Annotated in this window: 13 protein-coding genes; 11 read left to right on the top strand and 2 right to left on the bottom strand. The window is 70.5% G+C overall.

The features are described 5' to 3' along the window. The first annotated feature begins 41 nt into the window (after nt 1-41). The 11 genes from ACFYPC_RS35555 (at nt 42) to ACFYPC_RS35505 (ending at nt 9,451) form a co-directional block, all read left to right on the top strand. On the top strand, nt 42-569 hold the full coding sequence (locus ACFYPC_RS35555; RefSeq protein WP_391891467.1) for a single-stranded DNA-binding protein: 528 nt from the start codon (nt 42-44) through the stop codon (nt 567-569). A gap of 259 nt (nt 570-828) precedes the next feature. Continuing rightward, entirely contained in the window at nt 829-1,653 is an 825-nt protein-coding gene (locus tag ACFYPC_RS35550; RefSeq protein WP_391891466.1) for a DNA-processing protein DprA, read from the top strand. Nucleotides 1,654-1,712: 59 nt separating this feature from the next. Continuing rightward, on the top strand, nt 1,713-2,261 hold the full coding sequence (locus ACFYPC_RS35545) for a hypothetical protein (RefSeq protein WP_391891465.1): 549 nt from the start codon (nt 1,713-1,715) through the stop codon (nt 2,259-2,261). A 10-nt stretch (nt 2,262-2,271) separates the two neighbouring features. Next, the gene (locus ACFYPC_RS35540; protein ID WP_391891464.1) at nt 2,272-3,495 is read left to right on the top strand and encodes a hypothetical protein; all 1,224 of its coding nucleotides are present in this window, start codon (nt 2,272-2,274) and stop codon (nt 3,493-3,495) included. A gap of 138 nt (nt 3,496-3,633) precedes the next feature. Next, a complete protein-coding gene (locus tag ACFYPC_RS35535; RefSeq protein WP_391891463.1) occupies nt 3,634-4,224 on the top strand; it encodes a hypothetical protein in 591 nt (196 codons plus the stop codon). Next, nucleotides 4,221-4,742, top strand: coding sequence for a DUF6248 family natural product biosynthesis protein (locus ACFYPC_RS35530; RefSeq protein WP_391891462.1), 522 nt, complete (start codon nt 4,221-4,223; stop codon nt 4,740-4,742). Before ACFYPC_RS35535 ends, ACFYPC_RS35530 begins: the two co-directional genes overlap by 4 nt. Then, entirely contained in the window at nt 4,742-5,641 is a 900-nt protein-coding gene (locus ACFYPC_RS35525; protein WP_391891461.1) for a hypothetical protein, read from the top strand. Before ACFYPC_RS35530 ends, ACFYPC_RS35525 begins: the two co-directional genes overlap by 1 nt. 84 nt (nt 5,642-5,725) lie before the next feature. Then, nucleotides 5,726-6,757: a phosphoadenosine phosphosulfate reductase gene (locus ACFYPC_RS35520; protein ID WP_391891460.1), complete on the top strand. Its 1,032-nt coding sequence runs from the start codon at nt 5,726-5,728 to the stop codon at nt 6,755-6,757. Between the two features lie 233 nt (nt 6,758-6,990). Further along, nucleotides 6,991-7,335, top strand: a complete 345-nt coding sequence (locus tag ACFYPC_RS35515) for a hypothetical protein (protein WP_391891459.1) — start codon at nt 6,991-6,993, stop codon at nt 7,333-7,335. Between the two features lie 123 nt (nt 7,336-7,458). After that, nucleotides 7,459-8,157, top strand: a complete 699-nt coding sequence (locus tag ACFYPC_RS35510; RefSeq protein WP_391891458.1) for a hypothetical protein — start codon at nt 7,459-7,461, stop codon at nt 8,155-8,157. Nucleotides 8,158-8,548: 391 nt separating this feature from the next. Then, nucleotides 8,549-9,451, top strand: a complete 903-nt coding sequence (locus ACFYPC_RS35505; RefSeq protein ID WP_391891457.1) for a replication-relaxation family protein — start codon at nt 8,549-8,551, stop codon at nt 9,449-9,451. 402 nt (nt 9,452-9,853) lie between these two features. Here ACFYPC_RS35505 and ACFYPC_RS35500 read toward each other — a convergent pair whose 3' ends face one another. Both ACFYPC_RS35500 and ACFYPC_RS35495 read right to left on the bottom strand, forming a co-directional pair. After that, nucleotides 9,854-11,308 (bottom strand): hypothetical protein, encoded by a 1,455-nt coding sequence (locus ACFYPC_RS35500; RefSeq protein ID WP_391891456.1) that lies wholly within the window; start codon nt 11,306-11,308, stop codon nt 9,854-9,856. Continuing rightward, entirely contained in the window at nt 11,305-12,720 is a 1,416-nt protein-coding gene (locus tag ACFYPC_RS35495; RefSeq protein WP_391891455.1) for a hypothetical protein, read from the bottom strand. Before ACFYPC_RS35495 ends, ACFYPC_RS35500 begins: the two co-directional genes overlap by 4 nt. Nucleotides 12,721-13,355: the final 635 nt, after the last annotated feature.

The following is a 13,355-nucleotide window of genomic DNA, read 5'->3' as shown; positions in this document are numbered from 1 at the left end:
CCCACCATAGATACACTATTATTGATTTTGGAGGTGCTCGCATGTCGCAGCCCATCACGCACGTGTCCGGCACCGTCGCCAGCGACGTCGAAATCCGCTTCACCGAAACCGGCCTCGCCGTCTGCCGGTTCCGCCTCACCGAAGTCCCCCGGTCATGGGACACCGCCACCCAGAAATGGCAGGACGGGACCCCGATCCGCTACGTGTGCACTGCCTGGGGCGACATCGCCCGCAACGCCACCGAATCACTCGTCAGCGGATCGGCCGTCCTCGTCCGTGGCCGCATCACCGAGATCAAGGACAACGCGATCCGGCTCAGCGTCGACGACCTCGGCCTCAGCCTGCGCGAGCGAATCGCCTACACCGAAGCAGGCCTTCCCGGGCCGGGCGCCGCCGCTCCCGTCAGTCCGCCTCCCCAGCCTCAGCCCGCCGAACCGGTCGCGGCCGAAGCGGCCTCCAGGCGTCCAGGCAACCCGCCCGGCTGGTGGGACGAACGACGGTCCTCCGGCTGGTCCGGCCCGAGCGCCTCCACAGCTGCCGACGCTCCTCCCCTTCACGTCGGCAGCTGACCGCCTCCTCCCCTTCCTTCCCCTTCACCTCGCCCACCGGGCGCGGGGGGGGGGGGGGCCCCCCGCGCCCCCCCCCGCCCCCCCCCCCCCCCCCCCCCCCCCCCCCCCCCCCCCCCCCCCCCCGTACGNNNNCCTGACGACCTCCCGCTCTTACACCAGCGCGGGGGCGGGGGTGGCGCCCGTAGGTATTGGCAAACCCCCCCCCCGGGGGGGGGCACGGGCTCGCGGGCGGGGGCCGCGCCGTGCCCGAAAGGCCGCCATGTCCGACCGTGCCGTCCTCGCCGCGCTCTCCGCCCACTTCACCCCCGACCAGGTCGCCGCCGATCTTGCCCGGAACTCCCCCACCGACGTGTGGCAGCGGCGTGTCCGCCTCGACAACACCGGCCGCCTGGCCCAGTACCGGCCGGAGCATGAACTCTCCAACGCCCAGTTGTCGTGCCGGTTCGTCATCCCCTCGGACGCTCAGTGGCCCGCGGCCCTGGGCGACCTCGGTCCCGACTGCCCGCTGGGACTGTGGGCCCGCGGACACGACCGCCTGCCCGAGCTCACCGCAAGCACCGTCGTCGTGACCGGCAACCGCATGGCCAGCGCCGAGGTCACCGACCGCGCCAAGGCCTTCGCCACCGCTGTCGCCGAGGCCGGCCACACCGTCGCCGCAACCCTCGCCTACGGCGTCGACGCCCACGCCCACCAGGCCGCCGAGCTGATAGGCGGGACGACACTCGCCGTCCTGCCGCGCGGCCTGGACCGCGCCTACCCCCACACCCACGCCGCGCTCCTGAACTCCATCACCGAGAACGGCGGCGCGGCGGTCAGCCTCTGCCGCCCCGGCACCGCCACCAGCGGCGCAACCCTCAGGGCCGGCGCCGCCCTGCTCGCCGCCCTCTCCCGCGCGGTGATCCTCATCGAGGCCCTGGACCACACCGAGTCCCTGCGCACCGCCGAAGCGGCGATCGCCCTCAAGCGGACCCTGCTCGCCGTCCCGGCCGACGGCGGCATCCGCTCCGAAGGCAACGCCCGCCTGCTCGCCGAACACCAGGCGCTTCCCTGCCCCGACCCCGCGCGAGCGCTCGCACTGCTCTGACCGCTGCCCGTGCCCGGACTCCCCACCCGGGCACGGGCCCCAAGACGAAGGACCCCCTCATGACTGTCCCCCTCACGTGGCCCGCGTTCATCGAGGCCACGGACCGCGTGCGCGAGGCCGCCCAGGCCCTTTCCCGGCTGATCGCCGACACCCTCAACGCTCAGTACGCCGGCGCAGCCGCATACCTGGTGCTGGAGGACAACGACTGCTGCGACGTCCTGACGCTGCACAGCGTGCTCGATGCGGACGGCCGGACCCTGTTCGATTTCGGCGACGGTCACACGCGGCTGCTGCCCGCACTGCCGCAGCACTCCCCTCTCGCCGAGGCGTGGGGGTCTCTCGACCCGGCTGACCCCCGAGCGCTGTTCAAGGCCGTTCAGGGACTGCACCAGGCAGGGTCCCTCTTCGACCAGCTTCCCGACGACCTGCCCTTCGCCGAGGGACCCGACCCCGAGGACAGCTACTGCCTGCTGCTCTCCACGGCCGCGCGCCCCGACTGCTGGGACGTCACCAGGGCCAATGCCTCACGGATGCTCCGCCCCTACAGCGCACCCCTGCCCGCGGCGCAGGACGATTCCGCGCGCTCCATACCGCCCACCACCCGGTGAGAGTGCCGCCATGCCCAGCCGTCCCGGCTACACGCCGCCACTGCCCGGTCTCACCACCACCGATGAGGTCGACACGTTCATCAACTGGGGCCTGGGCGCGGACTCCACCGCCTACCTCGCCAAGATGCTCACCGACCCGGCAGTGCACGGCATCGACCTGGAGCGCACCGCAGTCCTCTACATGGCCACCGGAAGTGAGTGGCCCGAAACCCGGCTCCTGGTCGAGGAGTTCATGCTGCCGCTGCTGCGCGAGCACGGCGTGCGGTTCGTCCAGCTCGCGCGCAACGGTCACCTCGCTGCTGACGGGATCACGGTCCTGGACGACTCCCGTCACCCCGAACGGCTCCACGCCCGCGGGGCGTGGACGCTGTGGGACGAGATGGAGTCCGTGGGCACGGTTCCCCAGCAGGCCGGCACCCGCAAATGCAGCCTGCGTGCCAAGGCAGACGTTGGTGACCGGTGGATCGGCGCCGTCACGGGCGGGCTTCCCTTTCGCCAGATCATCGGCTTCAACGCCGACGAATCCGGACGCTGCCTGAAGGACCAGGCCAACTCGAAACTCCCCGGTCGGACCGGTGAGTTCCCGCTTGTCGACTGGGGCTGGGGCCGGCAGGCGTGCGAGGACTATCTGCTGGAGCGCTTCGGCGTGCACTGGCCCACAAGCTACTGCACCTTCTGCTGTTTCCCGGTTTCCATGGGCGCGTTACCGGCCCACATGGAGCGCATGCGCACCCACCCGGGCATCGCCGGTGAAGTGCTGCGCCTTGAGTACACGGCGATGAGCCTCAACCCCAACGCCAAGCTCTACGGCAGGAAGAGTCTCCTGGAGCTCTTCGACCCGGCTCAGCCGCGGGACCGGGCCTGCCTGGAGGCCTTCGAGCGCGAGCTCGACATGCCCTGGGCCCTCTACCGCGTCCGGCGTCTGTTCCTGCTGTCCGGCGACGGCGGGCACCGCCCGGTGATGCGCTCCACCGAGCGCATCGACATCGGCCGCCCCCAGCAGCTCGCGCAGCGGCTGACCAACGTGTCCCGGCGGCACGGCATCGACGTCGAGCGCGACCACCTGTACGGACGGTGCCGCGCCTGGCTCCGCCCCCGGAAGGCGGCCTGGCCGATGGCGGAGGAACTCTTCACCACCGCCCCCGCCCGCGTGCTGGACAAGCGGGACCAGAACTTCGACAAGGAGTGGCAGGCCCTCATCTCGGGCGCCGCCGCGCAGCTGCCACTCGCCTGACCGCTCCTCTCCTCGCCTCTCACCGTCCGGAAGGACCGCTCATGCGCGCCCGCATGCCCTCACACACTGGGCTTCACCTGCCTCCCCAGCGCCGTGCTGTACCTGGCAACGCCCTCCGGAGCTGAGGTACGGGCCGTCATGCAGGCCGGACTCCTGGGCTGCATGACGACACCGGCCCAAGGCAACCTGATCCCGCCCGGCGCGCTGTACGCGTGCGACAACGGCAAGTTCGGCAAGGGCTGGCCCGGCACCGCAGCATGGTTCGCCTGGCTGACCGCGACCGTCGAACGCTACGCGGCGGACCGCTGCCTGTGGGCCGTGGCCCCGGACGTCCCCATGGACGCCGCGGCGACGCTTGCCGAGTCACTGCCGTGGCTGGAGCCCATCCGCGCCCTGGGCATCCCGGTCGCCTTCGCCGCCCAGGACGGCAGCGAGGAGGACGGTCTCATCCCCTGGGACGCGATCGACGTGCTGTTCCTCGCGGGCTCCACCGAGTGGAAGACCTCACCGGCCGCGCACCGCCTGGCCCAGCAGGCCCGCGAGCGCGGACTTGCCGTCCACATGGGCCGGGTCAACTCCCGGCGCCGACTGCGCATCGCGCAGGCCTTCGGCTGCACCACCTGTGACGGCACCTACCTCGCCTTCGGGCCCGACACCAACCTCCCCCGCCTCCTGGCCTGGATGAACGAAATCCGCACCACACCAACTCTGTTCGGAGACCCGACATGACCACCCGCCTACGCCTCATCGGCGCAGCATTCATGGGCATCCTCAAACCGGTCCCCTCCCCCACCAGCTCCCCCATGACCGGGGAAGAGGGCGCCTGGATCCGCGCCCACGCCTGGACCAAGGCACTTCGCCGGATCGACGATGCCTACCCCCACGGATTTCACCGCTGGTGCTCGTGCGAGCGCGGCGTCTGCCACCCCTGCGACTCCGGCCGCCACGACCAGTGCATCAGCGCAGACGGCCCACGCATCGACAAGGACGCCGGCACCATGACGGACCGCGGCGGCTTCGTCGTCGCAATGATCCACTACGCGGCGGGGCAGCGACCATGCCGGTGGAACTGCCCCTGCACACACGCCGCAGACGACGACCAGCCCACCGACGCCACCCCCGCGCCGTCCCAGGACGTCCGGCACACACCGCCCTGCTCACCGCTGCGCGCCGCTCCCGCCGCGCAGCTCTCGCTCTTCCCTGACGCCGACCAGCACGAGGAACCTGCGGACGGGAAAGCAGTGTGATGGGCTCGGTCCAGGAAGCACTGCCGTTCGAGGACCTGGCGGAGATACCGACCTCGACCCCCTGGTGCCAGCGATGGCGCGAGGGAAAACACTCCTGGAGGCACCTCCGGGACGGCGGGTTCGACGCGCGCCGGTACCAGGTGGAGGTCATCCCTGGCGAAGAGCCGGGCAAGCAGTTCGTCCTCACGCACCACTACTCGCGCTCCTACCCTGCCGCGAAGGTCCAGTTCGGCCTGTATGACGTCTCCGGGCGGGTGCGCCGACTCACCGGTGTTGCCGTGTTCGGGGCCCCGGTCAACACCGCCGTGCTCACCAAACCGTTGCCTGACCTGCGCCCCTTCACCGAGTCCATTGAGTGTTCCCGGTTCGTTCTGCTCGATGAGTGCCCGGGTAATTCCGAGAGTTGGTTCCTCGCGCGCTGCCACGCCACCTTGCTCGCCGAGGGAGTGCGGGGCGTTGTTTCCTTCGCCGACCCTGTCCCACGGAGGACCGCTTCCGGCGTCCTGATCATGCCCGGGCACGTCGGGACGATCTACGCCGCGACGAACGCCGTCTATGCCGGCCGGGCGACCGCGCGGACGGTGAAGCTCTTGCCCGACGGCACGGTCTTCAACTCCCGGACCGCGCAGAAGATCCGCCGCCAGGAGCAGGGCTACCACTACGCCCAGGAGCAGCTCATCGCGCTCGGGGCTCCGCGGCCGCGGCCCGGCGTCGACCCGGCGGTCTGGCTGCGCGAGGCCCTGGCCGCGGCCGGCGCCCGCAACGTCCGTCACCGCGGCGCCCACCGCTGGGTGTTCCGGCTCGGCCGGTCGCGCCGCAAGCGCGAGGAGATCCGGCTGGGCCTGCCGACCCGACAGCCCTACCCCAAGCACCCCGATCGCGAACCCGTCCCTTCCTGAACACGGTGTGCCGGAGCGTCCTGCGTTCCAGCACCGCGCACTCCCCTCTCACCGCTCTCACCACACCGACCTGTTGGAGTCGTCATGCCCACGCGTTCCCCCCACCGCCCGCCGCACGCACCTGATCTGGCCTCGTACGACCTGCTCGCCCCGCAGCTGTCCGGCGGGAAGGACTCCGCGGTCATGAACTATGTGTTCATGGAAGCCGCGCGGAGCGCCGGCGTCGCCGACCGGGTGATCTCCTACCACTCCAGCCTCGGCGTACTGGAGTGGCCGGCCGTGGTCTTCGACGGCGTCCGCTACCCGGGGGTGTCCGAACTCGCCGCCCTGCAGAGCGCCGCGTTCGGAATCCCGGCCGACCGGCACGTCGAGGTTACCCGCACGCTCCCCAGCCCCGATGGCACGCGGATGCCGCACAGCCTGCTCACCGAGATCGCCGCCTACGGCCGCTTCCCCCGTATGGGCAGTCCCTACTGCCGCAAAGCCGCCAAGGAGAGCGTCGTCTCCGCCGCCTGGACGCCGATGGTCACCCGCATGAAACGCGAGCTCGGCCGTCCCGTGCGCATCCTGAAGGTCATGGGCCTGCGCAGCGACGAAGGTCCCGACCGCAAGAAGCGGCCGGCCTTCCGCACCGTCCAGTCCAACAGCGCCCGCCTCGTGGACGAGTGGCTGCCCATCAAGGAATGGTCCACCGACGCGGTCAGGGACTGGCACCGCACCGCGCCGGTGCCGTACTGCTGGACGTACGACTCCGTGCCCGGCGCCGGCGACTGGGCGGGCACCTCGCGCTGCTCCTGCTCGCTGTGTCCCTACGCCGCGCGCCGCGACGTGCAGCTCTCGGCCGGACGGCGGCCGCGGCTGGCCGACCTGTACGCCGAGGTCGAACAGGTTCGGGGCGACAGCTTCCGCGCCGACTGGCGCATCACCGATCTCATCCGGCACACGAGGACGTGCGGAGCACCCGACCCGGGCGTCGTCTGCCCCGACGACGGGCCCGAGTTCGCCGCGCTCCAGGTGCAGGTCCGCGCCGCACTGCAGCTGGAGCCCCGGAAGCTACCCGACCTGGCCCGCGACAGCGGGCGCGCCCTGTGCAACGGCTGCGCCGCCCAGAGCTAGAGATCTCGGCATCTGGATGCCAGTCAAGTCTCACCGTCCAGGCGGCCGACGCCCATCACTTCGCCTCAGCGTGGCACGGAAGCGTGCCAAGACATCTGTGACCTGCGGGCGCTCACCTTCTTCGGCCGCCCTCCTCATCTGAACCACCCGGCCCGAACTGGCGCTCCCCCTCGCCGCCTCGTCAGAGTCCGGCGGCACCCCGCTGATCAATCCAGAAAGGCATACTGGCCATGATGACGACGACCACCCAGCGCCTCCTCGACCTCGCCGCGGCCGCACCGGCCAGTCACGACGAGGATCTGATGCTGCTGTTCCTGACCGAGGCGAACGATCTGTACCAGCAGGGCTTCGAAGACCTGCGCAGAACCGTGGCGGCTCGTGTGGCAGGAATGTCGCCCGAGGTCCTGGCAGCGACCGTGAACGCGGCCGGTCTGCCGTGCGACGCATCGCAGGACCGCGGCGAGTTGGTCTCGCTGCTCGCCGTCACCGAGTGGCAGATGACTCCAGCGGCTCTGGCCTACTCCGAGATGGCTGAGGACGCCGCCCACCGCGGTGTGTGCCTGATCCCTGAAGGATGAAGCCGGCCGCCTTGCCCGCAATTCCTGGGCAGCGTGGTAGACCCGCACCCGGATCTTCTGCCATTATCTGAGTTGTGAGCCGGGCAGGCCGGCGCACTTGCCGACTGGACGGGCGGTTCCGCCATGACCTCGCCACGTAAGCCTCGCCTGGCTGACGCTGCCGAGATCGCGGCAGAGCAGGGTCTGACCTCCGCGCGGGTCACCCGTCTCTACAACACGCGAGACGAGAACGGCTTCCCGGAAATCGTCGGCATGCGCCGGCGCGCGAGACTGTGGGACCACGCCGAAGTTACCAAGTGGTTCGCAGAGCGGTCGCTGGCGAGACTCGGCGACCACAAACCGCCCTCCCGGGACCCTGGGGACCTGCTGAACGGTGTGGCCGCCTCGAGGTTCCTGGGCTACAAGAACATGAACCAGGTCAACAACTACGTCCGCGACCACCCCGGGTACTTCCCCAAGCCGGACGTCGTCGAAGAGATGGGCACCCCGGAGCGCCCCTACCGCAAGCTGCTGTGGCGGGTGCAGACCCTGCTCGACTGGAAGGCAGCACGGCCCGGGAGCGGCCGGTACCCCAGCAGCGAGCGGCCAGCGCAGGCACTTCCCGCTGTTCCCGTCGACGGTGATCCCGACGAGCTCCTCGGGGCGACACAGGCTGCGGCGCTGCTCGGCTACAAGAGCGTCGGCTCCTTCTCTAGCAGCCTCGCCCAGGGCAATCTTCCCCTGATGAAAACACCTGACGCCGTCACGGATAAGGGCGGGCGCCGGCGGTGGACGCGCAAGCGGATCCTCGAGCAGGCGGCCAAACGTAGGCCGAAAAGGTAGAAACGGCGGTGCGGCCATCTCCCACCGCCTCTTGAACGCGGCACCTGGTTACGGGTTGTTGGTCCCTTGCGGACCGGGTGTCGCACGATGGCCGGCATGGCGCGGCTCGCCACCACGCCCCGCAGCAGCTTGGCTGCTGCGGACCGGCCATCGCCCATTTTCTCCAGGCACCGCCTTCTTGGGTCTTGCCGAGACTGGCCCCTGGAGCCGGGAGAGCCCATCGCACACTTCCCTTGCCCGCCTCCGAGGCTCGTGGTCGGGGTCGTGGATGCGCGGCCCTGAGGCTGTTTCGATTTCGTGACCATGGTCGGGGCTTCGTGGTCGGGGGTTTGGTCGGGGCCCACGGGTTCTCTGATCAGCAGACGAAGTCCGCCACGGCCCAAGGATTTGCATGATCAGCCCCGCCCTGAGCACCCCGGTCCCCAGCCCTGCTGAACCCCTGCGTCACCAAGTGCTGGCCGGGCTCGCCCAGCACCGCATCGCCACCACCAGCCAGATGCGCCGGATGCTGCGGCCGGAGGGCACGCGGCAGTTGCTGTCCCGGGTCTTGAACACGCTGCGCTCCGACGGTCTCGTCGAGTGCACGGTGCTTCCGGATGCGAACCGCTCGCGTACCCACGCGTGGTACCTCACGCCGGAAGGTTCCCGTCTGACCCGGGATCTGCCTGTCCTGCGGGGGCGGCCGCCCTACCCCATCACCTCGGGTACGGCGGCGTCGCTGAAGACCCCGCACACGCTCGCCGTCGTCCGCGTCCATCTGGCCTTTGCCGAAGACGCCCGTCGGCTCGGACACGAGCATGGCCCCTGGGACTGGACCCCCGAGGTGTCTCACTCGATCGGCGAGGGTGAGCGGACTGTAGCCGACGCCGTCATGTACTACACCGTCGTCGAGAGCGAACACCGGCGGAAGCTAGGCGCGTTCGTGGAAGTCGATCGCAGCACCATGAGCAGCGGACGGCTGGCCGCGAAGTTGATCGAATACGCGCGTCTGTTCCAGTACGAGGCCCAGCCCGTCGGCCGGCGCAGGAAGGCCGACGCAGGTCCTGCCTGGCTCCGCTGGTATCCGGTCTTTCCCCGGCTGCTCTTCGTGCTCACCGGCGCCTCCCGAGCAAGGCTGGACAACCGGATCAGCGATCTGCAGGCGATGGTTGCTCAACACCCGCTCGTAGTGGCCCTCGCCCGCGAAGTCCGCCTCGGAGCAGCCGTGCTCGAAGACCTCGAGCAACACGGTCCCACCCACGCCATGTGGACGCCGCTGACCGGCGGCAAGCCCCGCCCGTGGACCGACCTGTGAGTTGCCTTCGTTGGCGTATCCGGCATCGAAGACCATCACGGCGCCCCAGGCGATGGCCTGGGGCGCCGTGCTGTGTGCCCAACAACCGGTCCGCTCATGTTGTGGGCCGTTGGAGGCCCATCCCGCCTGGCCAGCCTCCTTGGCGGATCAGGGTACGAGCCGCCTGTGACGCCGTGCTCGCTGTGCAAGCTGGTGGAGCAGGCGCCGATGTCCGCCCACCAAGGCAATCGCGCGCGCAGCTACCGCCCAGGCCTGGCCGTCAAGCTCACCATGCAGTACGGCGGACCGCCGAGATCCTGGGAGAACGTCGTACGCAACGCACTCCAACACCGCCCCGCTTCTGAAGGACTGCAGCGCCCCAGGCCATGGCTGGCCCGGGGCGCCGTGCTGTGTTTGTCGGTCTCATGGTTGGTCGACGAGCTGGGGCAGCAGATCATCTCCGGGCCAGAGGGGCCGCTCGGCCACTAGCTTGGTGAGGAACATGCCGACTTCGGCCAGGGCCGCGGCGCGATCGGGGGCCGCGTAGACGACGAAGTCGTCGGCTGCAGCGTCGTAAGCGCGGACCTGGCTGTGCGGCCCGGCGCAGAGTAGAGCACGCGCGATCTCGGGCAGGCCGAGGCTGAGGGCATCACACAGACCTGCGTGGACAAGCTGCACCAGGTCGGAGGTGACGCGCTCCCAGTCGCCGACCGTCGGCCAGTCGGCGCCTCCGTTCAGTTCGTGGGTGAGCGTGGACAGGGGGACGATCTTGCCCGCCTGCCGTCCCTGGGTGAGGAGGTTGTGGATCCGGGTGCCGTCGGGCTGGTGCACCTTCGGGTGGAGGAGGGTGTCGGCGGCTACCACGGTGGTGTTGATCTCCTGGGCTCCGGGGCCGGGGTAGTACGGCTCGTGCGCGAAGAGCAGGTAGACGTCCGTCGTGCGAGCGGCCGTGCCGGGTTCGGTCTGCGCCATGAGGAGGGTTCCCTTCAGGGGTGAGGTGCTGTGCGCGTCTTGAGGTGCCGGAGGTGTCGTCGGCCGGACGCCAGGCGGGTACGGACCCAGCGGCAGCCCGGGGTCGCAGGTCTGGTCCTCGACGGCTGTGCCGTCCCCGGTGGAGGAGCGCTCGATGAGCCGGGCAACCTGGTCGGCGAGTTGAAGCATCAGCCGTTCACGGGCAATGAGCCCACCTGATTGAGAGCGGGTGTCCTGGGTCTGGAGCAGACCGGCGGCATCCCACATCAGGTGCTGGCCGATCTCTGCCGAGCGGCGCAGTTCGTAGCGGTCGCTGCCAGCGGCGGCTTCGACGAGCGAGGTATGCAGGGTGGCGAGACGCTGCAGGTAGCGGACGGCGCTGTCGCCTTCGACGATGTTGACGTGTGCGCGGGCCCGAGCGTCCATCCGGTCGGGCAGGTGCTCGGCGAGCAGCGGGGCGAGCAGCATCGCCGGCAACGCGACGCCCGTGGGGACGCCGCGGGTGATGGAGAACAGGCCGACCACCACGCTCAGGAGGGCGACGGCGGCGGCGGAGAACCGCAGTGATCCGGGGACGGTGTCCAGGGCGAGGCGCCGGGCGGGGCGCCTGGTCAGCCAGCGCAGGGCCAGGCGCTGCGAGCGGGTCGCGGCCGGAGTGAGCACCCCGATCTGATGAGGTATCTGTGACGGGCTGCCGTTGCCGGGGACAGTCCAGGCGAGCCAGCCCCAGGGCGTGCGTTCGTGGACGAGCACGAGTTCGCAGGCGGCCGAGCATGTGTGGTCGCGGACGTGGCCGGTGCGCAGGGCGCGGGAGGCTTCCTTGTTCCACCGTCCGGGGTCGCGGGCGAAGGGGCGCTCGTGATGCGCGGCCTCGGTGGGCGGCGGGGTGTGGAGGGTGTCCGTCACGGGGTGCTTCCTTCCATCGGGTCGGTAACGGCGGAGGCGCATGTGGTGCAGCGGCCGTTGCCGTCGGGGTGGGCGCGGCGTGGGGTGGGGCCCGGGCAGGTGCGGCAGGGTGGCCATCCGAGGCAGGCCGGGCATAGGTCCTCGCCGGGGGCGGTTGCGGGCACGCCGCAGCCGGCGCATTCGACGAGGGCTCGGTAGGTGAGGGCCTCGGTCACCTTGCGCGCGGCGGTGGAGCTGGGCGGCTGCGGCGGCGGGCCGTCCCCTGCGGGCTGGTCTTGGTGGCCGGCCGCGGTGGAGGGCGGGGGGTAGGCCTGGGCAGCTCGAAGGCGGGCGGCGATGATCGCGCCGACTGTGGTGCGCACCGGGTGGGGCAGGGGCCGGGCGGCGATGACGTGCTGCAGTTGCTCGCGGCTCCAGCCGGCTTCCAGCATCACGGTCGCGACCCGGCCTTGATCGGTGAGTGCCTCCCCGGTCAGCAGCAGTTCGGGGCGAGCCGCCCCGAGTTCGAGCAGTAGACGGATCCCTGGGTGCATCTCATCCGCCGCAGGCGCTGCCAGCTGGTCCGTCCGGCCCGGTGCCCGCGGTGCTTCGCTGCGGCCGAACGGATGGAGGGGTCTGGTGTTCTGCTTGTTGGTCTTCTTAACGATGGTGTTCTTAGTGCCGGGGTCAGCCAACGTAGGCTCAGCCAATCCTGGAAAACCCGACTCTGGTTGTGAGCTGGGGTTTTGCAGGGCGGGCAGGTCGGTGATGAGGTACAGCGCCTGGCCGAGCGTGCCGTCGGGGTTCCGCTCGCGGGTGCGGTAGAGGAAGCCGTGCCGCTCCAGCTGGTGGAGCCCTGTGGTGACGGCGTCGACGCCTTCACGGCCGCGGCGCACCAGTTCGGCGAGGGTGACCTGCCAGCCGTCCCGGTGCGTGCTGACGTACCCGAAGATCCCCTTCGCCTTGAACGACAACCTGGAGTCCCGGAACAGACCGTTGGCGATCTGCGTGAACTGATCGGCCGCCATCACACCCCGGCGGATCCCTGCCCCGAAGCCGGTGTCGTGTCCGTCTTCGGCCGCGAGTGCGGAGGTGGCTTCCAGCAGGCCGATGTCGAGGGTGGCGGGGTGGTCGGTGATCGCGTAGACGACCTCGCCGAGTGTTCCGTTCGGGCGGCGCAGGCGTTCGCGGATGAGGTAGCCGTACCGTTCCAGTTCCTTCAGGCCGGCGCGGACCGCTTCCCGCCCGTCGGGGCCCACGGCGACGAGGTGGGCGAGGGTGACCTGCCAGCCGGTCTGGTGCGTGCTGACGTGCCCGAAGATCCCCTTCGCCTTGTAGGACAACCGGCTGTCACGGAACAGGCCGTTGGCGATCTGCGTGAACTGATCGGCGGCCATCACACCCCGGTGGACTCCCGCCCCAAAACGGCTCACCGCGGTGTCTCCGAAGTGGACCGCGCGCTGTGTCCTGGACAGCGCTCCAAGCCCGCCGGGGTGGGGCGGGCGGCGGGCCTGGGTGCGCGGTCGTGCGTGTGTTCCATGCCGTCAGCTCACCCGTCGACCCCGACCAGGCAGACGGCCACGAGCCCCGACCATCGGTCACGATCGGGCAACATGCCCGTCCAGCTGCCATGGTCGGGGTCATGGTCGGGCCGACCACGCACCGTCAGCCCGGCACGCAGTCCGGCGAGATCCCGATTGCGCACCCCCGGACGGACGTTGCGCAATCCGGCTGCGCGACCAGTCGAGGATCCTGCGCAGTCGCCATGCACGGAACGGCTGCGCAGTCCGCCCAGAGCCTTCCGGGCTTTCTCGTGCGCAGCTCCAGGCGACACATTGCGCAGGTGCCCACCGCAGCCCGGGCGGCCTCCGTCTGCGCATCGGCACGCGGGGCTCCAGTGCCCCGCACTGCTGGTGGTCGCGCAGCAATCCTCGGCAGCGGCACGTGTGCCGGCCCCGATGACCTGTCGCCTACTCGGGGCTGAACCGTGGTCGGGGGGATGGTCGGGGCGCCCCAGCCCCCCCCCCCCCCCGTAGTGTGTCCCACCAGAAACCGGGGGGGGGGGGGT

This window comes from Streptomyces sp. NPDC005808, assembly GCF_042871385.1.
In the GTDB taxonomy this organism is placed as follows: domain Bacteria; phylum Actinomycetota; class Actinomycetes; order Streptomycetales; family Streptomycetaceae; genus Streptomyces.
The sequence above is the reverse complement of the archived record's forward strand: the minus strand, read 5'-3'. Positions and strand labels throughout refer to the sequence as shown.

Coding starts and splice junctions, on each gene's coding strand:
- ACFYPC_RS35555 (WP_391891467.1), top strand. CDS start 42: ATGTCGCAGCCCATCACGCACGTGTCCGGCACCGTCGCCAGCGACGTC.
- ACFYPC_RS35550 (WP_391891466.1), top strand. CDS start 829: ATGTCCGACCGTGCCGTCCTCGCCGCGCTCTCCGCCCACTTCACCCCC.
- ACFYPC_RS35545 (WP_391891465.1), top strand. CDS start 1,713: ATGACTGTCCCCCTCACGTGGCCCGCGTTCATCGAGGCCACGGACCGC.
- ACFYPC_RS35540 (WP_391891464.1), top strand. CDS start 2,272: ATGCCCAGCCGTCCCGGCTACACGCCGCCACTGCCCGGTCTCACCACC.
- ACFYPC_RS35535 (WP_391891463.1), top strand. CDS start 3,634: ATGCAGGCCGGACTCCTGGGCTGCATGACGACACCGGCCCAAGGCAAC.
- ACFYPC_RS35530 (WP_391891462.1), top strand. CDS start 4,221: ATGACCACCCGCCTACGCCTCATCGGCGCAGCATTCATGGGCATCCTC.
- ACFYPC_RS35525 (WP_391891461.1), top strand. CDS start 4,742: ATGGGCTCGGTCCAGGAAGCACTGCCGTTCGAGGACCTGGCGGAGATA.
- ACFYPC_RS35520 (WP_391891460.1), top strand. CDS start 5,726: ATGCCCACGCGTTCCCCCCACCGCCCGCCGCACGCACCTGATCTGGCC.
- ACFYPC_RS35515 (WP_391891459.1), top strand. CDS start 6,991: ATGACGACGACCACCCAGCGCCTCCTCGACCTCGCCGCGGCCGCACCG.
- ACFYPC_RS35510 (WP_391891458.1), top strand. CDS start 7,459: ATGACCTCGCCACGTAAGCCTCGCCTGGCTGACGCTGCCGAGATCGCG.
- ACFYPC_RS35505 (WP_391891457.1), top strand. CDS start 8,549: ATGATCAGCCCCGCCCTGAGCACCCCGGTCCCCAGCCCTGCTGAACCC.